This window comes from Microvirga mediterraneensis, assembly GCF_013520865.1.
GTDB lineage: Bacteria > Pseudomonadota > Alphaproteobacteria > Rhizobiales > Beijerinckiaceae > Microvirga > Microvirga mediterraneensis.
Map to the genome: position 1 here is coordinate 377,860 of NZ_JACDXJ010000001.1, position 21,039 is coordinate 398,898.

Annotated in this window: 24 protein-coding genes; 13 read left to right on the forward strand and 11 right to left on the reverse strand. The window is 65.4% G+C overall.

From position 1 onward, the window contains the following. Nucleotides 1–29: 29 nt before the first annotated feature. Nucleotides 30–1,652 carry an ABC-F family ATP-binding cassette domain-containing protein gene (locus H0S73_RS01745; RefSeq protein WP_181050539.1) on the reverse strand — a complete coding sequence of 541 codons (1,623 nt, stop codon included), beginning with the start codon at nucleotides 1,650–1,652 and terminating at the stop codon, nucleotides 30–32. 380 nt (nucleotides 1,653–2,032) lie between these two features. Here H0S73_RS01745 and H0S73_RS01750 point away from each other — a divergent pair, with 380 nt between their 5' ends. Beyond that, nucleotides 2,033–2,473 (forward strand): c-type cytochrome, encoded by a 441-nt coding sequence (locus H0S73_RS01750; protein WP_181050540.1) that lies wholly within the window; start codon nucleotides 2,033–2,035, stop codon nucleotides 2,471–2,473. Between the two features lie 50 nt (nucleotides 2,474–2,523). After that, entirely contained in the window at nucleotides 2,524–3,366 is an 843-nt protein-coding gene (locus H0S73_RS01755; RefSeq protein ID WP_181050541.1) for a DUF1194 domain-containing protein, read from the forward strand. Nucleotides 3,367–3,386: 20 nt separating this feature from the next. Here the strand turns inward: H0S73_RS01755 and H0S73_RS01760 are convergent, their stop codons facing one another. Further along, entirely contained in the window at nucleotides 3,387–3,809 is a 423-nt protein-coding gene (locus H0S73_RS01760; RefSeq protein ID WP_181050542.1) for a GFA family protein, read from the reverse strand. A gap of 222 nt (nucleotides 3,810–4,031) precedes the next feature. Continuing rightward, nucleotides 4,032–6,845: a preprotein translocase subunit SecA gene (gene secA / locus H0S73_RS01765; RefSeq protein WP_181050543.1), complete on the reverse strand. Its 2,814-nt coding sequence runs from the start codon at nucleotides 6,843–6,845 to the stop codon at nucleotides 4,032–4,034. Nucleotides 6,846–7,094: 249 nt separating this feature from the next. On the opposite strand from secA, the gene H0S73_RS01770 reads away from it, so the two are divergent. Continuing rightward, on the forward strand, nucleotides 7,095–8,000 hold the full coding sequence (locus tag H0S73_RS01770) for a peptidylprolyl isomerase (protein WP_181050544.1): 906 nt from the start codon (nucleotides 7,095–7,097) through the stop codon (nucleotides 7,998–8,000). A 188-nt stretch (nucleotides 8,001–8,188) separates the two neighbouring features. On the opposite strand, the gene H0S73_RS01775 is transcribed toward H0S73_RS01770, so the two are convergent. Continuing rightward, nucleotides 8,189–8,401 (reverse strand): hypothetical protein, encoded by a 213-nt coding sequence (locus H0S73_RS01775; protein ID WP_181050545.1) that lies wholly within the window; start codon nucleotides 8,399–8,401, stop codon nucleotides 8,189–8,191. A 164-nt stretch (nucleotides 8,402–8,565) separates the two neighbouring features. On the opposite strand from H0S73_RS01775, the gene argJ reads away from it, so the two are divergent. Next, nucleotides 8,566–9,807 (forward strand): bifunctional glutamate N-acetyltransferase/amino-acid acetyltransferase ArgJ, encoded by a 1,242-nt coding sequence (argJ, locus tag H0S73_RS01780; protein WP_181050546.1) that lies wholly within the window; start codon nucleotides 8,566–8,568, stop codon nucleotides 9,805–9,807. On the opposite strand, the gene H0S73_RS01785 is transcribed toward argJ, so the two are convergent. Beyond that, nucleotides 9,808–10,185, reverse strand: coding sequence for a hypothetical protein (locus tag H0S73_RS01785; RefSeq protein ID WP_181050547.1), 378 nt, complete (start codon nucleotides 10,183–10,185; stop codon nucleotides 9,808–9,810). A gap of 160 nt (nucleotides 10,186–10,345) precedes the next feature. On the opposite strand from H0S73_RS01785, the gene mutT reads away from it, so the two are divergent. Continuing rightward, entirely contained in the window at nucleotides 10,346–10,759 is a 414-nt protein-coding gene (mutT, locus tag H0S73_RS01790; RefSeq protein WP_181050548.1) for an 8-oxo-dGTP diphosphatase MutT, read from the forward strand. 8 nt (nucleotides 10,760–10,767) lie between these two features. Continuing rightward, complete coding sequence (locus H0S73_RS01795) at nucleotides 10,768–11,697, forward strand: DMT family transporter (RefSeq protein WP_181050549.1); 930 nt, start codon at nucleotides 10,768–10,770, stop codon at nucleotides 11,695–11,697. On the opposite strand, the gene H0S73_RS01800 is transcribed toward H0S73_RS01795, so the two are convergent. From H0S73_RS01800 to H0S73_RS01815, 4 genes are all read right to left on the reverse strand, one after another. After that, a complete protein-coding gene (locus H0S73_RS01800) occupies nucleotides 11,681–12,115 on the reverse strand; it encodes an acyl-CoA thioesterase (protein ID WP_181050550.1) in 435 nt (144 codons plus the stop codon). The genes H0S73_RS01795 and H0S73_RS01800 overlap by 17 nt on opposite strands. Before the next feature lie 8 nt (nucleotides 12,116–12,123). After that, nucleotides 12,124–13,272: an iron-containing alcohol dehydrogenase gene (locus H0S73_RS01805; RefSeq protein ID WP_181050551.1), complete on the reverse strand. Its 1,149-nt coding sequence runs from the start codon at nucleotides 13,270–13,272 to the stop codon at nucleotides 12,124–12,126. 194 nt (nucleotides 13,273–13,466) lie between these two features. Beyond that, nucleotides 13,467–13,832 carry a DUF427 domain-containing protein gene (locus H0S73_RS01810; RefSeq protein WP_181050552.1) on the reverse strand — a complete coding sequence of 122 codons (366 nt, stop codon included), beginning with the start codon at nucleotides 13,830–13,832 and terminating at the stop codon, nucleotides 13,467–13,469. Nucleotides 13,833–13,910: 78 nt separating this feature from the next. Beyond that, nucleotides 13,911–14,795 carry a methyltransferase domain-containing protein gene (locus H0S73_RS01815; protein WP_181050553.1) on the reverse strand — a complete coding sequence of 295 codons (885 nt, stop codon included), beginning with the start codon at nucleotides 14,793–14,795 and terminating at the stop codon, nucleotides 13,911–13,913. Between the two features lie 123 nt (nucleotides 14,796–14,918). Here H0S73_RS01815 and H0S73_RS01820 point away from each other — a divergent pair, with 123 nt between their 5' ends. From H0S73_RS01820 to H0S73_RS01835, 4 genes are read left to right on the forward strand one after another with little or no spacing between them, the layout of a single operon-like run. Then, nucleotides 14,919–15,701 carry a ComF family protein gene (locus tag H0S73_RS01820; protein ID WP_246388697.1) on the forward strand — a complete coding sequence of 261 codons (783 nt, stop codon included), beginning with the start codon at nucleotides 14,919–14,921 and terminating at the stop codon, nucleotides 15,699–15,701. Between the two features lie 51 nt (nucleotides 15,702–15,752). Continuing rightward, entirely contained in the window at nucleotides 15,753–16,010 is a 258-nt protein-coding gene (grxC, locus tag H0S73_RS01825; RefSeq protein ID WP_181050554.1) for a glutaredoxin 3, read from the forward strand. Between the two features lie 15 nt (nucleotides 16,011–16,025). Continuing rightward, nucleotides 16,026–16,889, forward strand: coding sequence for a carbon-nitrogen hydrolase family protein (locus tag H0S73_RS01830; protein WP_181050555.1), 864 nt, complete (start codon nucleotides 16,026–16,028; stop codon nucleotides 16,887–16,889). Between the two features lie 43 nt (nucleotides 16,890–16,932). Beyond that, the gene (locus H0S73_RS01835; RefSeq protein ID WP_181050556.1) at nucleotides 16,933–17,373 is read left to right on the forward strand and encodes a DUF1178 family protein; all 441 of its coding nucleotides are present in this window, start codon (nucleotides 16,933–16,935) and stop codon (nucleotides 17,371–17,373) included. On the opposite strand, the gene H0S73_RS01840 is transcribed toward H0S73_RS01835, so the two are convergent. Further along, a complete protein-coding gene (locus H0S73_RS01840; protein ID WP_181050557.1) occupies nucleotides 17,370–17,702 on the reverse strand; it encodes an ArsR/SmtB family transcription factor in 333 nt (110 codons plus the stop codon). The genes H0S73_RS01835 and H0S73_RS01840 overlap by 4 nt on opposite strands. A gap of 45 nt (nucleotides 17,703–17,747) precedes the next feature. On the opposite strand from H0S73_RS01840, the gene H0S73_RS01845 reads away from it, so the two are divergent. Both H0S73_RS01845 and H0S73_RS01850 read left to right on the forward strand, forming a co-directional pair. After that, a complete protein-coding gene (locus tag H0S73_RS01845; protein WP_181050558.1) occupies nucleotides 17,748–18,203 on the forward strand; it encodes an SRPBCC domain-containing protein in 456 nt (151 codons plus the stop codon). Nucleotides 18,204–18,274: 71 nt separating this feature from the next. Continuing rightward, on the forward strand, nucleotides 18,275–18,808 hold the full coding sequence (locus H0S73_RS01850; RefSeq protein ID WP_181050559.1) for a metallophosphoesterase family protein: 534 nt from the start codon (nucleotides 18,275–18,277) through the stop codon (nucleotides 18,806–18,808). Nucleotides 18,809–18,817: 9 nt separating this feature from the next. Here the strand turns inward: H0S73_RS01850 and H0S73_RS01855 are convergent, their stop codons facing one another. Next, nucleotides 18,818–20,008, reverse strand: coding sequence for an MFS transporter (locus tag H0S73_RS01855; protein ID WP_181050560.1), 1,191 nt, complete (start codon nucleotides 20,006–20,008; stop codon nucleotides 18,818–18,820). A 114-nt stretch (nucleotides 20,009–20,122) separates the two neighbouring features. On the opposite strand from H0S73_RS01855, the gene H0S73_RS01860 reads away from it, so the two are divergent. Then, on the forward strand, nucleotides 20,123–21,028 hold the full coding sequence (locus tag H0S73_RS01860) for a LysR family transcriptional regulator (protein WP_181050561.1): 906 nt from the start codon (nucleotides 20,123–20,125) through the stop codon (nucleotides 21,026–21,028). The last annotated feature ends 11 nt before the right edge of the window (nucleotides 21,029–21,039 follow it).

Consider the following 21,039-nt stretch of genomic DNA (forward strand, 5'->3'; position numbering starts at 1 on the left):
GGCTTTCATTTGGCTCTTCAGAGGCTGTCTCAGTGGCGCAGGCCTGGGGCTTCCTGGCCGGTGCGCGCCACATACTCGGTATAGCCGCCGCCATATTGGTGGATGCCCTCCGGGGTGAGTTCGAGCACCCGGTTGGACAGGGCGGCCAGGAAGTGGCGGTCGTGGGAGACGAAGAGCATGGTGCCCTCGTATTTCGACAGGGCCTCGATCAGCATCTCCTTCGTGGCCATGTCGAGATGGTTCGTCGGTTCGTCGAGCACCAGGAAGTTCGGCGGGTCGTAGAGCATCTTGGCCATGACGAGGCGAGCCTTCTCGCCGCCCGAGAGTACGCGGCACTTCTTCTCCGCGTCGTCGCCGGAGAAGCCGAAGCAGCCGGCGAGCGTGCGGAGCGATCCCTGGCCAGCCTGCGGGAACGAATCCTCCAGGAACTCGAATACCGTGCGGTCGCCTTCCAGCACCTCCATGGCGTGCTGGGCGAAATAGCCCATCTTCACGCTCGCTCCGATCGTGACCGTTCCGTCATCAGGCGCTGCGGAACCGGCCACCAGCTTCAGCAGGGTCGACTTGCCGGCGCCGTTGACGCCCATGACGCACCAGCGCTCCTTGCGGCGCACCGCGAAATCCAGCCCCTCGTAGATGCTGCGGCTGCCGTAGCGCTTGTGCACGCCCTTCAGGCTGACCACGTCGTCCCCCGAGCGCGGAGCCGGCAGGAACTCGAAGGCCACCGCCTGGCGGCGCTTCGGCGGCTCGACCCGGTCGATCTTCTCCAGCTTCTTGACCCGGCTCTGGACCTGGGCCGCGTGGGAGGCGCGCGCCTTGAATCGCTCGATGAACTTGATCTCCTTGGCCAGCATGGCCTGCTGGCGCTCGAACTGGGCCTGCTGCTGCTTCTCGTTGAGCGCCCGCTGCTGCTCGTAGAATTCGTAATCGCCGGAATAGGTGGTGAGCGAGCCGCCGTCGATCTCCATGATCTTGTTGACGATGCGGTTCATGAACGCGCGGTCGTGCGAGGTCATGAGCAGCGCGCCCTCGTAGCCCTTCAGGAACTCCTCCAGCCAGATGATGCTCTCGAGATCCAGGTGGTTGCTCGGCTCGTCGAGGAGCATCACGTCCGGTCGCATCAGGAGGATGCGGCCGAGCGCGACGCGCATCTTCCAGCCGCCCGAGAGGGCGCCCACGTCGCCGTCCATCATCTCCTGGCTGAAGCCAAGCCCGGCCAGCACCTCACGGGCCCTCCCCTCGAGGGAATAGCCGTCCAGTTCCTCGTAGCGCGCCTGCACCTCGCCATAGCGCTCGATGACCGCCTCGAGGTCGCCTGCCCTCTCCGGGTCCACCATGGCGGCTTCCAGCTCCCGCAGCTCGGCCGCCACGGCGCTGACGGGGCCGGCGCCCTCCATGACCTCGGCGAGGGCGCTACGACCCGCCATTTCGCCCACATCCTGGCTGAAATAGCCGATGGTGACGCCGCGATCGACGGAAACCTGCCCCTCGTCGGGGTGCTCCTCCTTGTTGATCATCCGGAAGAGCGTGGTCTTGCCCGCGCCGTTGGGGCCCACGAGGCCGACCTTCTCGCCCTTCTGGAGCGTCCCGGAGGCCTCGATGAAGAGGATCCTGTGGCTGTTCTGCTTACTGATGTTCTCGACGCGAATCATAACTCGTGAGGCCTGGCGCATCGTGCGGAAAAGGGTCCCGGTCTTCCGCCCCGAACGATGCGCTCTTCAAAGGGGAAAAGAGCATCGAATGGGCCCCGGAAGTGAGTTCCAGTTTCGGGCCCGATGCTCTGGAGGAGTTGCTGCGGCCTTATGGCATGGCTCGCGTCCCGGGGCGAGCACCTAGCGCATCGTGCGGTAAAGTGGCCCGGTTTTCCGCGCTCAACGATGCGCCAAGCTAAAGAATAAGCATCGGACCCGGGCAAAATGTCAGAGGTCCAAGGTTGAACGCTGCAGCCTAAGAGCCGCGTCTAACCCTCTTTTCCTATGGCCTTGTCCGGGACGCGAAGACATCCTGTCATGGAGGAGAAAGGATGGTCGCCATGCGAAGGACCGTCATTGCGGCAGCCACAGTGCTGATCGCCAGCGGGCTCGGAGTGCTCGCCCAATCCAGCGACCCGGTCGTGCAGCGCCAGAACCTGATGAAGAACAACCAGGAACAGGTCCGCGCGCTCACCGGCATGGTCCGGGGACAGGTCCCGTTCAATGCGGCCACCGCCCAGGCGGCCTTCCAGCGGATCGCGCAGAACGCGCAGCAGATCCCCGGGCTGTTCCCGCCGGGCTCGCATCGCGGGAAGACCGAGGCGCTCCCCGTCGTCTGGGAGCGGAAGGCGGATTTCGACGCCCGCGCGACCAAGCTCGAACAGGATGCCAAGGCGGCTCAGGCAAGTATCTCGGACCAGGCGGGCCTGCAGGCCGCCATCCAGCGGGTCGGCCAGAACTGCGGCGGCTGTCACGAATCCTACCGCCGCAAGGAAAGCTGACGTAACATCCGAGGTTTCGAGGAAACCTCGATCCTCTGAGGGAGATCGCGATGCGGTGTCCCAGGGCTTCATGGCTGCTCCCCGCACTCGTGGCGGGACTTCTGACCGTCGCCCCGGCCTGGCAGCGGGCGCCCGACGAGGTCGATCTCGCCCTCGTGCTGGCCGTCGACGTCTCCACCTCCATGGACCCGGACGAGCAGGCCCTGCAGCGGCAGGGCTACGTGGAGGCCTTCCGCTCAGGGACTGTGCATCAGGCCATCGGCAGCGGCATGCGGGGGCGCATCGCCGTCACCTATGTGGAATGGGCCGGGGCGCATCCGCATGTCCAGAACGTCGTGGTGCCCTGGACCGTGCTGGACAGTCCGGCGGACAGCCTCGCCTTCGCCGATCGGCTGGCCCGCGCCCCCATCCGCCGCGAAGCCGGAACCTCGATCTCGGAGGCCATCGATTTCAGCCTGGCTCTTTTCTCCGTCGCCCCCTTCCTGCCCGCGCGGCGCGTCATCGATATCTCGGGCGACGGCTCGAACAACCAGGGCCCTCTGGTCACGGAGGCGCGCGACAGGGCCGTTTCGCGCGGCGTCACGATCAACGGTCTTCCCATCATGCTTCACCCCACCGATTGGCGCGAGGACGCGATGCTGGACGCCTATTACCGCGACTGTGTGATCGGCGGCGTGAACGCGTTCATGGTGCCGGTGCGGGACCGCAGGCAGTTCCTGACCGAGACGCGCGCCAAGATCGTCCACGAGATCGCGGACATGTCCGAAACCGCCGGACTGGTTCGGCCTGCGGGAAGCGCGTCTAAGACCGATTGCGACACAAGCGAAAGCCTGTGGGACGACCTTGCCCCCTCGCCGCACTCGCACGACAGCCCCGTCGGCCACGAGCTTTGAACGTTCCGCTTCCCGTTTAATCACTCGGCCATCGTCTCGCCGGTTCCGCCGACCTCGGCCGGAAAGTCCTTCATCTTCGGCAACCCATCCCGCATGGGCAGCACCGTCTCGGCATAATTGAGATGGACGGCGGGGATGAAATCGAGCGTCGGGATGGTCGCGGCGAACACATCGACGAGCCCGATGGTCGGATGGTCGGCCATCAGGTGTCCGCCGCATTTCGAGCAGTATTGCCGTTGGCTGAAGGGGGTCTTCTGAAACGTCGCGAGATGCTCGGCGCCGGAGGTGACCCGCACGGCCTCGGGCTTCCACAGGCTGAAGGCATTCACCGGCCCGCCGGACCACGAGCGGCAGGACCGGCAATGGCAATAGCCCATGGCCTCCGGTGATCCGCTGACCTCGACCTGAACGGCACCGCAGAAACAGCTTCCGATATGAGACATGGCTCTCTCCCTCGGTTCGCGCATCGGCGGCCGGTCCCGGCAAGCCCGAAGGGGCCCTGCCGGGAGCCTGGAAGCGTTGCTCGTGCCTTATTCTACCCCTGGCCGCCTTCGAGATCTGCTGGCGCAACGGAGGTAGGAGGCCGACCGGACCCGGAAAGAGACGGTCGCAGCAAAAAGCCCGGCACGAAGGCCGGGCTTTTCCATGGTCGATGTCCGTACCGCTTACGCCACGAACTGTCCGTGGCAATGCTTGAACTTCTTGCCAGATCCGCAGGGGCAGGGCTCGTTGCGGCTGACGCGGCCCCAGGTGGAGGGGTCGTTCGGGTCGCGCTGGGCGCCCGTGGCCGGGTCGACGGAGGTTGCCGCATAGCCGAGAGCTCCACCCTCGCCGAAGGCCGAGCCCTGGGGCATGTCGAACTCGTTCTCGCCGGTGGCCGGATCGAGATGCTGGGCGAACATGGGCGGGAGGCTCTGCGGCTCCGGCTGCTGGAACACCACCTGGATGCGCATGAGCTGGCCCGTCACCTGCTCGCGCAGATGGCCGATCAGGCCGTTGAACAGCTCGAACGCCTCGGATTTGTACTCGTTCAGCGGATCACGCTGGGCCAGGCCGCGCCAGCCAATGACCTGACGCAGATGGTCGAGGGTCACGAGGTGCTCGCGCCAGAGGTGGTCCAGGCTCTGCAGCAGAACCTGCTTCTCCACATAGTTCATCACATCGGAGGTATTGGCCTCGATGCGCTGGGCATAGGCCTCGTCGGCCGCCTTGGTGATGCGCTCGCGGATCTCGTCGTCGGCGATGCCCTCCTCCTTGGCCCATTCCTCGACCGGCAGGTCGAGGTTGAGGAAGTTGAGGGCATTCTGCTTCAGGCCTTCGACGTCCCATTGCTCGGCATAGGCATTCTCCGGGATGGCGCGGGAAACGATGTCCTCGATCACGCCGTGGCGCATGTCGTCGATGGTCTCGCGGACGCTCTCCTCGGCCATGAACTCCTTGCGTTGCTCGAACACGACCTTGCGCTGGTCGTTCATGACGTTGTCGTATTTGAGGATGTTCTTGCGGATGTCGAAATTGCGCGCCTCGACCTTCGCCTGCGCCCGCTCGATGGCCTTGTTGATCCACGGGTGGATGATGGCCTCGCCTTCCTTCAGGCCGAGCTTCTGCAGCATCCCGTCCATGCGGTCGGAGCCGAAGATGCGCATCAGGTCGTCCTGGAGCGACAGGTAGAACTTGGAGCGGCCCGGATCGCCCTGGCGGCCGGAGCGGCCGCGCAGCTGGTTGTCGATGCGGCGGGATTCGTGGCGCTCGGTGCCGAGCACGTAGAGGCCGCCGGCGGCGAGCGCGCGCTCCTTGAAGGACGCGACCTCGTCGAGGATCTCTTTCTCGCGGCGGGCACGCTCCTCGCCCTCCACGCCGACGAGCTCGCGCTCGATGCGCATCTTGGCGTTACCGCCGAGCTGAATGTCGGTGCCGCGGCCGGCCATGTTAGTGGCGATCGTGATCGCGCCCGGCACGCCGGCCTGGGCGACGATGAAGGCCTCCTGCTCGTGGAAGCGGGCGTTGAGCACGGCGAAGTGCTTGGTGCCTCGGCCGGCCCGCGCGTCGCGGTAGAGGGGTTCGAGCGCCTGCGGGTTCTCGAAATCGATGAGCTTGTAGCCTTCCTGGATCAGAAGCTCGGCCAGATGCTCCGACTTCTCGATGGACGTGGTGCCGACCAGGATCGGCTGGCCCTTGGCCGAGGCCGCCTCGATGTCCCGGATGACCGCCTTGTAGCGTTCCTCGACGGTCCGGTAGACCTCGTCGTCGTCGTCGATACGGGACACGGGACGGTTGGTCGGGATCTCGACCACTTCGAGGTTGTAGATCTCCAGGAACTCGTCGGCCTCGGTGGCGGCCGTGCCGGTCATGCCGCCGAGCTTCTCGTAGAGACGGAAATAGTTCTGGAAGGTGATGGAGGCCAGCGTCTGGTTCTCGGGCTGGACCTGGACCTTCTCCTTGGCCTCGAGCGCCTGGTGCAGGCCTTCCGAGTAGCGGCGGCCCTGCATCATGCGGCCGGTGAACTCGTCGATGATGACCACTTCACCGTTGCGGACGATGTAGTCCTTGTCGCGCTGGAACAGGGTGTGGGCGCGCAGGGCCTGGTTCATGTGGTGGACCAGGGTGGCGTTCTGGGCGTCGTAGAGATCGCCCTCCTTGAGCAGGCCGATTTCCCGCAGCAGTTCCTCGATCTTCTCTGTGCCCTCTTCGGTCAGGGCCACGGAACGCTGCTTCTCGTCGAGTTCGTAATCGCTCTTGTTCAGGCGCGGGATCACCACGTCGATGGCGTTGTAGAGCTCGGACCGGTCGTCGAGGGGACCGGAGATGATGAGCGGGGTCCGGGCCTCGTCGACGAGGATCGAGTCCACCTCGTCCACGATGGCGAAGTTGTGGCCCCGCTGGACCATCTGGGCCATCTCGTACTTCATGTTGTCGCGAAGGTAGTCGAAACCGTATTCGTTGTTGGTCCCGTAGGTGATGTCGGCCGCATAGGCGGCGGCGCGCTCGACATCGTCGAGCCCGTGGACGATCACCCCGACCGAAAGGCCCAGGAACCGGTAGATCTGGCCCATCCATTCGGAGTCGCGGCGGGCAAGATAATCGTTGACCGTCACCACATGGACGCCCTTGCCGGCAAGGGCGTTCAGGTAGACCGGCAGGGTCGCCACCAGGGTCTTGCCCTCGCCCGTGCGCATTTCCGCGATCGAGCCCTCGTGGAGCACCATGCCGCCGATGAGCTGCACGTCGAAATGCCGCTGTCCGAGGGTGCGCTTGGCCGCCTCGCGGACCGTCGCGAAGGCGGGCACCAGGATGTCGTCCAGGGTCTTGCCGGCGGCGAGCTGGGCCTTGAAGTCCTCGGTGCGGGCACGGAGCTGCTCGTCGGACAGGGCCTCCAGCTCGGCCTCCATCGCGTTGATGGCCGCTACCTTCGGCCGATAGGACTTCAGACGGCGTTCATTGACCGAACCGAAGATTTTCTTCGCGAGAGAACCGAACATCGAGAGCCTTCGAAATTCCAGAATACAGGAGAAAGGAGCGTTTGCGCCGCCTTATAGACCTAATTACGCCGGAGCGCACCTTAAAGACTATGACTTTAGTAGCGCAGTCTCGAGCGGCCCGGAGGCCCGTTCAAGACCCCGCGAGCGGCGCTGCTGTGACATAAATATGCCATCACTTGCAAACGTAAACACATTCGGCCATCTGATCGTCGCTGTCCGTGGGCGATCACGCTCACCAGAGGAAACCATATGTCCCGCTCACTCACGTTCCGTAAGAGCTTTCTGACCCTCGGCGTCGCCCTGCCGCTCATGTCCGGAGCTGCCCTCGCCCAGACCCCTCCTGCGACCCCTGCGGCGCCTGCGACCTCTCCCGCGGCCGTTCCGGCCGTCGATCCCGCCAAGGTGATCGCTCGCGTCAACGGCGTCGACATTACGGAAGGGGATCTCGCCATTGCGTCCGAGGATCCGGCTCTCCAGATGCCGAACGTGCCCGAGGAGCAGAAGCGTGAACTGCTGACCGGCTACATGATCGACCTGAAGCTCGGCGCCAAGGCCGCCGAGGCGGCCAAGGTCGGCAGCGGCGCCGAATTCGCCCGCAAGCTCGCTTATAACCGGGACAAGACCCTGCTCGATGAGTACCTCGACCAGGAATCCAAGAAGGCCGTGACCCCCGAAGCCGCCCGCAAGCTTTACGACGAGACGGTCAAGAGCGTGCCGGCCGAGCAGGAGGTCCGCGCCCGCCATATCCTGGTCGAGAACGAGGACGAGGCCAAGAAGATCGCGGCCCGCGTGAAGGGCGGCGAGGATTTCGCCAAGGTGGCCGGAGAGGTCTCGAAGGACCCGGGCTCCAAGACCGATGGCGGCGATCTCGGCTTCTTCACCAAGGACCGCATGGTCGAGCCCTTCGCCGAAGCCGCCTTCAAGCTCGATCCGGGCCAGATCTCCGATCCGGTGAAGAGCCAGTTCGGCTGGCACGTGATCAAGGTCGAGGAGAAGCGCACCAAGCCGGCCCCGTCCTTCGAGGAGACAAAGGACCAGGTCGAGACCTATCTCGCCCGCAAGGCCCAGCAGGACCTGATCATGGGCCTGCGCAAAAACGCCAAGATCGAACGCCTGGACGACAAGGGCAACCTCGTCGAGCAGAAGCAGCCGTAAGGGCTGGTGATTTCACTGGATTTCAAAGGGCGGCCTTCCGGGCCCGCCCTTTTTGTTTCCTGACGTTTCCTCACCACGTCATGGCGGGGCTTGTCCCGGCCATGACGGTTGCGTGAAGCGCCACGCTCTTCCGATCGGGATCACCGGCACGAGGCCGGTGATGGCGTGAAGACGAGTTGGCGCCGATGTCACTTGTTGTGCCGCCCCATCCGGTTCGGATCGACGCCGCCCTGGCGGTTCGTCTGGTTCTCCACGTCGCCCTGGAAGGTCGAGCCACCGTCGAGGTCGCGGGGATCCTCGCCGGTCATGGTCGAGCCCTTCGAGCGACCGATGCCCGGATCGACATCGAGATCGCTGCGTGGGCGCTCCTGGGGCTGAGTCTTGGGGTGCTTGCCAGTCATGAAAGCCTCCATCGCTTGCAGATCGGGTCAACGAGGACACACTCGCGGCGTTCCTTGGCCTAGGCCATCATGCTTCTGCAGCTTTGACTTGACAAAAAGCCTTAAAAAACCACAGGTCGCCTTTCCTAAACGGTATTCCATCCGCTCATTCCGAGACCTTTCGCATGTCCAAGTCCGTGTCTCCCCTCGCGCCCAAATCGTTTCCGGCGCTTCCCGCCATCGACGGCGTCAGGATCGCGACGGCGGAGGCCGGCATCCGATACAAGAACCGGACTGACGTTCTCTATGTGACCCTGCCCAAGGACACGACCGTGGCGGGCGTGTTCACCCGCTCCAAGTGCCCGTCGGCCCCGGTCGACTGGTGCCGCAAGAATTTGGCCAAGGGCACGGCCCGGGCTCTCGTGGTCAATTCGGGCAACGCCAATGCCTTCACGGGCAAGAAGGGCGCGGAGGCGGTCAAGCTGACGGCCGACATCGCCGCCGAGGCGGCCGGCTGCCGGGCTTCTCAAGTCTTCATCGCCTCCACGGGCGTGATCGGCGAGCCTCTCGATGCGACGAAGTTCGAGAATGTGCTCACAGCCTGCGAGAAGAAGGCGAAGCCCACAGCCTGGCTCGATGCCGCCAAGGCGATCATGACCACCGACACCTTTCCCAAGGTGGCGACCCGCACGGCCACCATCGGCGGCGTCGAGGTGACGATCAACGGCATCGCCAAGGGTGCCGGCATGATCGCGCCCGACATGGCGACCATGCTCTCTTTCATCTTCACCGACGCGCCCATCGCCGCCCCGGTGCTGCAGGCGCTGCTGAAGAAGGGCGCCGACAAGAGCTTCAACTGCGTGACGGTGGACAGCGACACCTCCACGTCCGACACCCTGCTCTTCTTCGCGACCGGCGCGGGCGCCGCCAAGGGCGCGCCCGCGATCTCCCTGCCGAGCGACCGGCGCCTGAAGGAGTTCCGCGGCGCGCTGGAGAGCCTTCTGATCGACCTTGCCCAGCAGGTCGCCCGCGACGGTGAAGGCGCGCGCAAGTTCGTGACCGTGAAGGTGACCGGCGCCACAGGCGCCACCTCGGCCAAGCGGATCGCCATGGCGATCGCCAATTCGCCCTTGGTAAAGACGGCGGTGGCCGGCGAGGACGCCAATTGGGGCCGCGTGGTCATGGCCGTCGGCAAGGCTGGCGAAGCCGCCGAGCGCGACAAGCTCGCGATCTGGTTCGGCGACATCCGCGTCGCCGTCAAAGGCGCCCGCGATCCGGAATACGACGAGGCCAGGACCACCGCCTACATGAAGGGCGACGAGATCACGATCCGCGTCGACCTCGGTCTCGGCCGCGGCGAGGCCACCGCCTGGACCTGCGACCTCACCAAGGCTTACGTGGAGATCAACGGCGATTACCGGAGCTGATCAGGGAACGACGGTGACCTTGCGCCTGACGGTGATCCGCATCGGGCCGCCGTACTGGCTCATGCCGATGAACGTGTAGGCAAATTCGTCCGGCCCCTGATAGCCGGGCTTGGCCATGTAATAGGGTTTGAGACCGTCGACCCCGGCCCGGCCGATCCGGGGCTTCAGCGAGATCACCGTTTCATTGAGGGCACCAGGGATGCCGTTGAGGCCGAAAACACATCCCTTGCCGGCCTTGACGGTCAACTCGCCCTCGACATCGGCCAGTTCACCATTGAAATAGACCGGAGCCCCTGAACAATCCTGCGCCTGCGCCACCCCTGTTCCGAGGACGCAAACGAGGGCGGCAGAAGCCGCGGCACACATCATCCGGATCATGAAAGCCCCCTGGAGAACGGTTGTATCGCCAACCGGAATTATTTCTTCAAGTTGCGTTTCAAAGTTACACTTGTCAAGCAATGTGAAACCGGTTCGCTTTGGAGGCGAAGCGGGGTATGAGAGCGGCCTTGCTCCACCCATACAGGCGGCTTGATCACCCGTGTCTTCCGTAAAGCTCACCCTCGTCGTTGCCGTCGCCCTGATCGATACGGACAACCGCATTCTTCTGGCGCAGCGGCCTGAAGGAAAGCAGCTCGCCGGCCTTTGGGAGTTTCCCGGCGGCAAGCTGGAGCCCGGCGAGCGGCCGGAGGAGGCACTGATCCGCGAACTGCGCGAGGAGCTCGGCATCGCCGTGAAGGAGCCCTGCCTCGCCCCGCTGACCTTCGTGAGCCACGCCTACGAGACCTTCCACCTGCTCATGCCGCTCTACATCTGCCGGCGCTGGGAAGGGTTCGTGCAACCGCTCGAGGGGCAGGCCCTGAAATGGGTCAAGGCCCAGGAGATGCGCGGCTACCCCATGCCGCCGGCCGATGAGCCGCTGATCCCGTTCCTCGTCGACCTTCTCGGGTCTTGAAGGGCGCCATGTCGTCCCAGCAAGCCACCGAAGCGGTTCCGGAGACGTCCGCTCCGACGGCCGCCTTCGTTGCCTCCAACCTGCTTGTCTGTTCCATGCTCTGGGGAAGCTCGCTTGTGCTGATCAAGCTGAGCGGCAACCAGAACCCCTTCGTGCTCGCAGCCATGCGCGGGCTGATCGGTGGAACGACCCTTGCCGTATGGTTCGCGACCCAGGGCAAGAGCATCCTGCCGCAGAGACATGAATGGCGGGTCTGGGCCATTCTGGGCACCCTCAATGGTTGGCTGCCGAACGTGCTCTTGGCCTATGCGCTCACTCGGCTCCCTACGGCAACGGCCGGCATGATCCAAGCCTCTTCGCCACTGATCGTGGCGATCCTGTCGCATCTCCTTTTCGCCGACGAACGGCTGAATCCCCGGCGCTTCCTTGGCATTGCGATCGGTTTCGGCGGCATGGCGATCCTGATCGGTCCGGCCGCCCTGCCTGACAGCGGCATTGATGAGACAGGTGTCCTGATCATGTTGGCCGTCGCCTTCAGCTATGCGATGGCGAATATCTATGTGCGCACGGTCAGAGGGACAGATCCGGGCCGGATGGCGCTTGGCCAGCAGATCTGCTCGGGTGCGGGAGCGATGGTGCTCGCCCTGACCCTGGCCGGCCCGTCTGCCTTCGCTCCGGTGCTGCCGAATGCGTTGCCGCTCCTCGCGCTCGGCGCCCTCTCGACTGCCCTGCCGATGCTGATGTTCATGCACCTGATCCGCCGCACAGGCCCGACCCGCGCCTCGATGGTGGGCTACCTGACGCCGGTCTGGACCACCATCATGGCGGTGCTGTTCCTCGACGAGAGCATCGGCCTGCGCGAACTCGCCGGGGGCGCCGTGGTGCTGGCCGGCGTGGCGGTCGTGTCTTTCAGCGGTCGGCTCAAAGCCATTCGCTGAGCAGGGTCCGCGCCTCGGGCGGAATCTCCACCGGACGCTGGGTGGCGCGGTCCACATAGACATGGACGAAATGGCCCTGGGCCGCAGCCTGCTCGCCGCCGCTCCTGAAGATGCCGATCCGGTAGCGCACCGAGGAACGGCCGAGATGCGCGACGGCGATACCGGCCTCCAGGGGCTCGGGAAAGGAGACGCTCTCGAAATAGGTGCAGCCCGATTCCACCACGAGACCGATGATGGGGCTTTCCGTAATGGCGAGCAGGCCTTTCTCGACGAGCCATCCGTTCACGGCACTGTCGAAATACGAGTAGTAATGCACGTTGTTGACGTGCCCGTAGGCATCGTTGTCCATCCAGCGGGTCGCGATGGGGCGATAAAGCCTGAAGTCGGAGCGGTGGAGGCGCACGGGGCGGTCGGACATGCTCATCGTCACCAGGCCGCTTCATAGATGGCGCGGACATCCTCAAAGGTGAGCGGGCGTGGGTTGTTCACGAGAAGCCGCGTCTGCTTCATGGCATCCTGAGCCATCATCGGCACGGCCTCCTGGGGAATGCCCACGTCGCGCAGGCGCGGCTGAAGGCCGACTTTCGCGCACAAGGCGGCGAGCGCTTCCACAAAAGCCGAACCGGTCGCGCGGCCCGCGAGTTCCGGGAACGCATGGGGCGCAAGCTCCGCGTAAGATCCCTCGCAGGCGCTTGCATTGAAACGCAGCACATACGGCAGGACGAGCGCGTTGGACAACCCGTGCGGCACGCCGAAATGTCCGCCGATGGGATAGGCCAGCGCGTGAACGGCGGCCACGGGCGAATTGGCGAAGGCCTGCCCGGCCAGCATGGAGCCGAGCAGCATGGCGGAGCGGGCCTCGATGTCCTGGCCGTGATGCACCGCGCGCTCGATGTTGCGGCCGAGCAGGCGCAGGGCCTCCTTCGCCAGCGCCTGCGAAACCGGATTGTTGTTGGGGCTCGTCGAGGTGTAGGCCTCGATGGCATGAACCATCGCGTCTATGCCGGTGGCCGCCGTCACATGGGGCGGCAGGTTCACGGTCAGATCCGGATCGAGCAGCGCGATGTCGGGAATGATGAGCGGCGAGACGACGCCCTTCTTCTCGTGCGCACCGGTGGTGACGATGGAGATCGGCGTCACCTCCGATCCCGTCCCGGCCGTCGTGGGAATGGCGAGCAGCGGCAGCCGGGGACCTTTCGCGATCCCGACGCCGTAGATCTCCGGAAGGCTCTCGTCGCTCGCCGCGAGCAGCGCCACGAGTTTCGCCACGTCGATCGAGGAGCCGCCGCCGAACCCGATCACGGCCCGCGCCTCGAAATCCCTGGCTTTCGCCACGGCTTCCAGCACCACGCCCTCGGGCGGGTCGGCCACGACCGCGTCGAAGACGTCGACCGCGATGCCCGCCTCCTCCAGCACCTGGAGGGCGGGCGCGATCAGCCCGGCTTTCACGAGACCCGCATCGGTAACCACGAGCACACGGGGCCCGAGGCGCTGGGCTGCGATCTCGCCCAGGCGCGCGATGCTGCCGGAGCCGACGATGAGCGAGGGTGCGGTGTTGAAGGTGAACGGCGACATGGACTGTCCCAAGGTGGGTTCCTTTGCGCCAAGAGTGCCTTGGGCCGGGAGGGTCAGCAACCCGCCCGCGCTTCAGCCATTAGGACGAGGGGCGAAAGTCTCGGACATGAACTCGACCTCACTCCGAGGCTTTCGCTTTTTGGTTTGAAGTATCTTTTCACGCAAAACCGGTTCCCGCTTTTCCGTTCGATGCCTTATTCTTGGAATTCCTCGATGGCATCGACCTTCTCCGGATAGAAAGCCAGGTGTTCCTTGATGGCCGCGACAGCGGGAGCAGGCTCCTCGTAGCTCCAGGCTGCGTTCTCCCGCACGAGCCCGCCGCCGTTCACGGTGAAGTAGGAGGCGTCGCCCTTGTAAGGGCAATGGGTTCTGTGCTCCGTGGAATCCAGCAGATCCATCCGCACATCCTCGCGGGGAATGTAGTGAACCGGCGGAAGAGTGGCCTCCCGGAGGGTGAGGCCCTTCGTCGTCTCGGCGACGATGAAGCCGCCGAGCATGACCCGGATGCGGTGCGGGTTCTTCGTAATCGTGATCGGATGATCCGGGCCGGGCTCTTTCATGGGGTTACCGCTTTCCAGAGAGGTCTTCGCAGGAAAGAAGATAGGGCAACCCGGTTGCGGCCCAAGACGGGATGAGAATCACGTCTGGTCCGGCTTGGGCGCGGGGGCTCCCTCCTTCACGCCCAGGGCATCGGCCAGCCGCGCCTTGGCGGAGCCGGGACGCAGGGGCTTCTGCTGGCTTTCATGCGGGGTCCAGCCGGAGAGCCAGACGATCTCGAAGGTCGCCGGGATGCGTCCATCCGCATCGCCGAAGCGTTCCGCGTAAATCTCGGCCGCCCGCATCAGGGTCGCGCGCCGCATGGGGGTTTTCCGGCGATCATGGAGGGCATTGGTCAGCCCCATCCGGCGCAGATCCCGCATGAGCGCGAAGGCATTGGCATAGCGCACCCGGACCACATCCGTATCGGTGACCGGAAGGGCAAAGCCCGCGCGCTGCAGCAGGCCGCCGATGTCGCGCAGGTCGGCGAACGGCGCCACGCGGGGGCTTACGCCGCCCTCGATTTCCGCTTCGGCCTGGGTCAGGGACTGCCGCAGCTCGGTCAGGGTCGAACCGCCCAGGAGCGCGCCGATGAAAAGGCCGTCGGCCTTCAGCGCCCGGCGGATCTGGATGAGGGATCCCGGCAGGTCGTTGACGCCGTGCAGGGCCAGGAGCGACACCGCGAGGTCGAAGCGCTCGCCAGAGAACGGCAGGCGCTCCTCGTCTCCGACAATGCTTCCCCGCTCCGGCACCGGCGACAGGCGGATGACTGTCTCGACATGGCCGCTCCGGCGCAGGGCCTCGGCGGCAATCGGGGTCGGCGTGCCCACATCGAGCGCGAGATCAAAGCTCCGCAGCACCGTGGACAATCGCTCATCGAGATCCTCGACGGCGCGGGCCAGAAGGAAATCGGCATAGCCCTGGTCCAGGGCGCGGGCCAGACGGCGGCGGACGAGAGGACGGTCGAAGACGAGGGGCGTGGTCATGAGGTGCTCGATATGGCGTGTGCAGTGCCAAGAACCAAGGATTTTTTCGGGATGACACGGGCGTTTATATCTCCTGGCATCTGCCTCCTCGCCCTTCGAACCGCCTTCCGCTAAGCTTCGCCCATGAGCGAGCCTGTCGAGGTCGAGCCGATCCCGTTGAGCACCCGCGTCCGTGCTGGGGCGCGCGAGGCTTGGCGATCGGCCCTCGGCCTGCTCTATCCGCCGACCTGCATCGCCTGCCAGGCGGCCACGGGTGAACCCCATGCCCTTTGCGCCGCCTGCTGGTCGCAGATCCGCTTCATCGAGCGGCCGTTCTGCGAACGGCTGGGAATGCCCTTCGCGGTCGATCTCGGCCAGCCGCTCCTCTCGCCCGCCGCCATCGCGGATCCGCCGGTCTTTCAGCGCGCCCGGGCGGTGGCGGAGTACGACGGTACGGCGAGCCTCCTCGTGCACCGGCTGAAATACAATGACCGCCTGGAGCTCGCCCGGGCGCTCGGCGGCATGATGGCCCGGGCCGGCGCGGAGCTGCTCGCGGAGGCCGACGTGATCGTGCCGGTGCCGCTGCATCGCTGGCGGCTGTGGCGGCGGCGATTCAACCAGGCGATGGCCCTGGCCCGCATCGTCTCGGCCGGGAGCGGCGTGGCCTGCGATCCGTTCCTGCTCGCACGCGTCAAGCACACGCGCCGCCAGGTGGGGCTCACCAAGGCGCAGCGGCAGGAGAACCTCCAGGGCGCCTTCCGGGTGCCTCTGGACGCCAGGGCCAGGCTCAAGGGTAAGCGGGTGCTGCTGATCGACGACGTGCTGACCACTGGATCAACGGCCAACGCGGCCTCGCGGGCGCTCCTGCGCGGCGGAGCGGCCGCCGTGGATATTCTGGCCTTCGCCCGAGTTGTCCAGGAGTTGTGAAGCTAGCCCAAGACTTCCTATATCATCGCCGTCAGAGGAGAATTGTCCGTCATGCCGTCCATTACGATCTACACGAAGAGCTGGTGCCCCTATTGCTCGGCCGCCAAGAAGCTTCTTACCGAGAAAGGCGTCGCCTTCACCGAGATCGACATCGAGAAGAAGCCGGAAGCCCGCGCGGAGATGATCCAGAAGGCGAACGGCCGCTCCACCGTCCCGCAGATCTTCATCGGCGGAAAACATGTCGGCGGCTGCGATGATCTGTATGCTCTTGATGACAGAGGTCAGCTTGAGTCTTTATTGAACGCCTGACGGAGACCAGATTTCATGACCTCGACCCGCTTCACCGCCGCCTGCGTCCAGATGCGCTCCGGGCGCGACGTGCTCAAGAACCGCGACGATGCGGTCGCACTCGTGCGCGAGGCCGCCGCCCAGGGCGCGCATTTCGCCCAGACGCCGGAGATGACCTCCCTCGTCTGCCGGGATCGGGCGGAGCTGTTCGACAAGGTGGGGCCGGAGGCGCAGGACCCGGTGCTGGCGGCCCTGCGCGAGGTGGCGCGGGAGAAGGGCATCGTGGTTCAGATCGGCTCGATTGCCGTGAAGGAAGGCGACAAGGTCGCCAACCGCGCCTTCCTGATCGGCCAGGACGGCGACATCATCGCCTCCTACGACAAGATCCACCTCTACGACGTGGACCTGCCGAACGGCGAGAGCTGGCGCGAATCGGCCACCTATACGGGCGGCGCCTCGGCGGTCGCGGCCGAGACGCCCTGGGGCTATCTCGGCATGACGATCTGCTACGACGTGCGCTTTGCCGCCCTCTACAAGGCGCTGGCCGACAACGGCGCCTCGTTCCTCTCGGCCCCGGCGGCCTTCACCCGGCAGACCGGCGAAGCCCATTGGCACGTGCTGCACCGGGCACGAGCCATCGAGACCGGCTCCTTCATGATCTCCGCCGCCCAGGGCGGCCTGCACGAGGATGGGCGCGAGACCTATGGGCACTCGGTCATCATCGATCCGTGGGGCCGGGTTCTGGCGGAAGGCGGCACGGAACCGGGCGTGTTCCTGGCCGAGATCGATACCGCCCTCGTGACCGACGTGCGCGGCCGCATCCCGACCCTCAAGAACGCCCGGCCCTTCAAGGTCGAGGTCGTTCCGATCATCGAGACGGATCGGGCGGCCAGCGCCTGATCCCTTCCCTTTCCCAGCCTCAATCCTTAAGTCTCACCGAGACATGATCAAGTATGCCCTGGCCTGCGAGCAGGCCCATGAGTTCGAGAGTTGGTTCCCGTCGAGTGAGGCGTTCGAGACGCAGCGCAAGCGCGGCTTCGTGACGTGCCCGTTCTGCAACTCGCCTAAGGTCGAGAAGCAGATCATGGCCCCTTCCGTGGCACGGACGGACAAGCCCCCGAAGGTGCCGGAGACCCAGCCCGTCGCCGTTCTCTCCGAGCGTGAACGGGAGCTGCGCGCCGCGTTGCGGGCCCTGCGCGAGCACGTGATGAAGAACGCCGAAGATGTCGGCAAGGGCTTCGTCGAGGAAGCGCGCAAGATGCATTACGGCGAGACGGAAGAGCGCTCGATCTACGGCGAGGCGGATCTCGCCGAGGCTCAAGCCTTACTCGAGGAAGGCATCGACGTGCTCCCCCTGCCCGTCGTGCCGGACGACCGGAACTAATTTCCCTTGCTTTCCAGATCCGTCTTGAGGCGGTCGAGCATCTCCACGGCCCGGCCCGCATAGGCGCCGATCCAGCGGTCGTAGATCTGCCTGATCGGGAGCGGGTTGAGGTGGTTCCACCGCTCCCGCCCCTCCCGCCTGACGATCACGAGGTCCGCTCCCTCCAGGACTTTCAGGTGCTGCATCACGGTGCAGCGGTCGAGCGCCGGAAAGCGGGCGCACAATTCGCCCGTGGTCTGGGGCCGGTCCTTCAACGCATCGAGAATACCGCGACGGGTCGCGGCCGATAAGGCCTTGAAGATCCGGTCGCTTTCCTCGTCGCTTGACATGTTATCTTTTTATAACATGATAAGACGAAATTCAAGGAGATGGCCATGGATCTGACGTTCAAGGTGTCCGCGAGGATTGCGAAGCCGGTGGCCGAGGTGTTCGAGGCCGTCGCCAATCCGGATGAGCTGTCGCGCTATTTCACGACCGGCGGAGCCAAGGGCCGGCTGGAGACGGGCGCGACCGTCACGTGGGATTTCCACGATTTTCCGGGAGCCTTCCCGGTCTGGGTCGTCGAGGTTGTGCCGGAGAAGCGGATCGTCCTGCAATGGGAGGCAAACGACGGCGCGTCCTCGACCAGCTACAGGACCACGGTGACAATGACCTTCGAGCCGCTCGACGACGGGCGGACGCTGGTCTCGATTTCCGAGGAAGGCTGGCGCGAGACGGAAACGGGTCTGAAAGCCTCCTATGGCAATTGCCAGGGCTGGATGCAGATGCTCTGCGCCCTCAAGGCCTACAAGGAATACGGCATCAACCTGCGGGAAGGCATGTTCAAGTAGGAGCCTGATCGGAACGAGCCCGGGCGTTCCGCGCTTATGCCTCATCCCAGGATGATCGAGACGGGCTTCTCTTGACGGTTTTCTTCACCAGCGACACGCATTTCGGCGATCCCCGGGTCCTGCGAATCGATAAGCGTCCTTTCAGGACGATTGCCGAGCACGACGACGCCCTCATCGCCAATTGGAACGGGATCGTTTCGCCCGGGGACGAGGTCTGGCATCTGGGCGATTTCGCCCTGCATGTGAAGCCGGAGCGGATCGACGAGCTGCTTGGGCTTCTCCATGGCCGCAAGCACCTGATCACCGGCAACAACGACGGCCCGGCAACCCTTGCGGCGCAAGGCTGGGCGAGCGTCCAGGCTTATGCGGAAATCCATCTGGAAGGTCATGCCCTGGTGATGTGTCACTACGCCTTCCGCACCTGGAAGAACATGGGCCGCGGCTGGATCGACCTGCACGGTCATTCGCACGCCAAGCTGAAGCCGCAGACGCGGCAATACGACGTGGGCGTGGATGCGTTCGATTACCGCCCGGTCACGCTCGAGACGATTCTGGCCTCCCGGGCGAGACGCCGGAAGGCCAGTGCCGACATGGTAGCCGGTTGACAGGAGCTGTCAGACGGGAGCTTTCAAGGGCTTCCAATTGACCGCGCCTTCGGCCCGGTCGAGCCTGCGGCTCCAGAGGGCCAGGAGAAGGCCCGAGGCCGGCAGCAGGGCGGCGATCCAGGGGACCGCGCCCAGGCCCCATCCGTGATCGATCACGAAGCCCCCGAGCCAGGCGCCGAGCGCATTGCCGAGGTTGAAGGCCGCGATGTTGAGGCTGGACGCAAGACTCTGGCCGGCACCGTCGGCCTTTTCCAGAACCCACATCTGCAGCGGCGGCACGGTTGCGAAGGCGGCGGCGCCGAGCAGGCCCACGAACACGATGGCCGCGGCCTTGTCGTGGATCCCAAAGGCCATGGCGGCGAGAACCAGGGCGAGGACCCCGAGGGTCCCGAGCAGGGTCGCCATGAGGCGCCGGTCGGCGAGCCTGCCGCCGAGAAGGTTGCCCAGCACCAGACCGCCGCCGAAGACGAGCAGGATCGGCGAGACGGCGGCCTCCGAGAAGCCGGTGATCTCGGTCAGGATCGGCGCGATATAGGTGAAGACCGCGAACACGCCCGCATAGCCGAGCACGGTGGTGAGAAGTCCGAGCAGCACGGGCCGGCGCGAGAGCACCTTCAGCTCGTCGCGGAGGCTGCCGTCCTCGACGTTCTCCTGCCGGTCCTTGGGGACGAAGAGCGCGATCACGGCCAGGGCCGCGAGGCCGACGAAGGTCACGGCCCAGAAGGTCGCACGCCAGCCATAGGCCTGGCCGAGCCAGGTGCCGAACGGAACGCCGAGAATATTGGCGACCGTGAGGCCCGTGAACATGACGGCGATGGCCGAGGCCTTCTTATCGGCGGGCACGAGGCTCGTCGCCACGACGGAGCCGACGCCGAAGAACGTACCGTGCGCGAAGGCGGTCAGCACCCGGGCGGCCATGAGCGTCGCATAGTCCGGCGCGACCGCGCAGGCGAGGTTGCCGAGGGTGAAGACGATCATGAGGGCGAGGAGCACGGTCTTGCGCGACCATCGGCCCGTCAGGGTGGTCAAGAGCGGCGCCCCGACCACGACGCCGAGGGCATAGCCGGAAATGAGCAGGCCCGCGGCCGAGATCGAGACGCCGAGATCGGCGCTCACCTGGAGCAGCAGGCCCATGATGACGAATTCCGTGACGCCGATGCCGAAGGCACCGGCCGTCAGGGCATAGAGGGCAAGAGGCATGTAGGACGTCCTTGAGCGGAGCGGCGCCGGGCCGCCGGGTTGCCGCAAGATGGACGCCTTCCCGCCTATGAACTAGCCTGCAGGCAGGAACAGGATCTATGAATTGAAGTCACAATGGCCAGAATGGACGTCAACCGGTCCGGCGAGATGGAAGTCTTCGTCCGCGCCGTCGATCTCGGTGGCTTTTCGGCCGCCGCCCGTGCCCTGCGGATGACACCCTCGGCCGTGAGCAAGCTCGTCGCCCGGCTGGAGGCGCGTCTGGGCGCCCGCCTTGTCAACCGCTCGACACGCAAGCTGCAACTGACGCCCGAGGGCGCGGCCTTCTATGACAGGGCGGTGAGAATCCTGGCCGATCTCGACGAGGCCGAACGCGGCGCCGCGTCCGGGGCGGCTCCGCGCGGCCGGCTGCGGGTGAACACGAACGTTCCCTTCGGGACGCATTACCTCCTCCCGCTGCTGCCCGATTTCCTGGATCGCCACCCCGAAGTGACCGTGGAGGTCACGTCCACCGACACGGTCGTCGATCTGCTTGAGGACCGCGCCGACATCGCCATCCGCGTCGGCCCCTTGAAATCCTCGCAGCTCGTGGCGCGCAAGCTCGGCGAGAGCCGGATGATGCTCGTGGCCTCCCCCTCCTATCTGGACCGCCGCGGCGCGCCGAACAGCCCGGAGGACCTCGCCCGTCACAACCTTCTCGGGTTCAGCTTCGCCCGCCAGAGCAACGGCTGGCCGTTCATAGACGGAAGAGGCCATGTCAGCGCCGTCGTGCCGACGGGCAACGCGCAGGTCAGCGACGGGGAATCCATGCGGCTGCTCGTGCTCGCCGGGCTCGGGATCAGTCGCCTGTCGCTCTTCCACATCGGCCCCGATATCCGGGCCGGGCAGCTCGTCCCTGTGCTGGAGGCCTACAATCCCGGCGACACAGAGAGCATCCACGCGGTCTATGTGGGCGGCGGCCCTCTGCCCGCGCGTGTGCGCGCATTCCTGGATTACCTGGTCGAAACCGTGCGGCTCGCTTGAGCAGAGTTGCT

What these genes read in the sequence shown, in the direction of transcription:
- H0S73_RS01745 (WP_181050539.1), bottom strand. Translation starts at nt 1,652, where the DNA reads ATGATTCGCGTCGAGAACATCAGTAAGCAGAACAGCCACAGGATCCTC.
- H0S73_RS01750 (WP_181050540.1), top strand. Translation starts at nt 2,033, where the DNA reads ATGCGAAGGACCGTCATTGCGGCAGCCACAGTGCTGATCGCCAGCGGG.
- H0S73_RS01755 (WP_181050541.1), top strand. Translation starts at nt 2,524, where the DNA reads ATGCGGTGTCCCAGGGCTTCATGGCTGCTCCCCGCACTCGTGGCGGGA.
- H0S73_RS01760 (WP_181050542.1), bottom strand. Translation starts at nt 3,809, where the DNA reads ATGTCTCATATCGGAAGCTGTTTCTGCGGTGCCGTTCAGGTCGAGGTC.
- secA (WP_181050543.1), bottom strand. Translation starts at nt 6,845, where the DNA reads ATGTTCGGTTCTCTCGCGAAGAAAATCTTCGGTTCGGTCAATGAACGC.
- H0S73_RS01770 (WP_181050544.1), top strand. Translation starts at nt 7,095, where the DNA reads ATGTCCCGCTCACTCACGTTCCGTAAGAGCTTTCTGACCCTCGGCGTC.
- H0S73_RS01775 (WP_181050545.1), bottom strand. Translation starts at nt 8,401, where the DNA reads ATGACTGGCAAGCACCCCAAGACTCAGCCCCAGGAGCGCCCACGCAGC.
- argJ (WP_181050546.1), top strand. Translation starts at nt 8,566, where the DNA reads ATGTCCAAGTCCGTGTCTCCCCTCGCGCCCAAATCGTTTCCGGCGCTT.
- H0S73_RS01785 (WP_181050547.1), bottom strand. Translation starts at nt 10,185, where the DNA reads ATGATCCGGATGATGTGTGCCGCGGCTTCTGCCGCCCTCGTTTGCGTC.
- H0S73_RS01795 (WP_181050549.1), top strand. Translation starts at nt 10,768, where the DNA reads ATGTCGTCCCAGCAAGCCACCGAAGCGGTTCCGGAGACGTCCGCTCCG.
- H0S73_RS01800 (WP_181050550.1), bottom strand. Translation starts at nt 12,115, where the DNA reads ATGTCCGACCGCCCCGTGCGCCTCCACCGCTCCGACTTCAGGCTTTAT.
- H0S73_RS01805 (WP_181050551.1), bottom strand. Translation starts at nt 13,272, where the DNA reads ATGTCGCCGTTCACCTTCAACACCGCACCCTCGCTCATCGTCGGCTCC.
- H0S73_RS01810 (WP_181050552.1), bottom strand. Translation starts at nt 13,832, where the DNA reads ATGAAAGAGCCCGGCCCGGATCATCCGATCACGATTACGAAGAACCCG.
- H0S73_RS01815 (WP_181050553.1), bottom strand. Translation starts at nt 14,795, where the DNA reads ATGACCACGCCCCTCGTCTTCGACCGTCCTCTCGTCCGCCGCCGTCTG.
- H0S73_RS01820 (WP_246388697.1), top strand. Translation starts at nt 14,919, where the DNA reads ATGAGCGAGCCTGTCGAGGTCGAGCCGATCCCGTTGAGCACCCGCGTC.
- grxC (WP_181050554.1), top strand. Translation starts at nt 15,753, where the DNA reads ATGCCGTCCATTACGATCTACACGAAGAGCTGGTGCCCCTATTGCTCG.
- H0S73_RS01830 (WP_181050555.1), top strand. Translation starts at nt 16,026, where the DNA reads ATGACCTCGACCCGCTTCACCGCCGCCTGCGTCCAGATGCGCTCCGGG.
- H0S73_RS01835 (WP_181050556.1), top strand. Translation starts at nt 16,933, where the DNA reads ATGATCAAGTATGCCCTGGCCTGCGAGCAGGCCCATGAGTTCGAGAGT.
- H0S73_RS01840 (WP_181050557.1), bottom strand. Translation starts at nt 17,702, where the DNA reads ATGTCAAGCGACGAGGAAAGCGACCGGATCTTCAAGGCCTTATCGGCC.
- H0S73_RS01845 (WP_181050558.1), top strand. Translation starts at nt 17,748, where the DNA reads ATGGATCTGACGTTCAAGGTGTCCGCGAGGATTGCGAAGCCGGTGGCC.
- H0S73_RS01855 (WP_181050560.1), bottom strand. Translation starts at nt 20,008, where the DNA reads ATGCCTCTTGCCCTCTATGCCCTGACGGCCGGTGCCTTCGGCATCGGC.
- H0S73_RS01860 (WP_181050561.1), top strand. Translation starts at nt 20,123, where the DNA reads ATGGCCAGAATGGACGTCAACCGGTCCGGCGAGATGGAAGTCTTCGTC.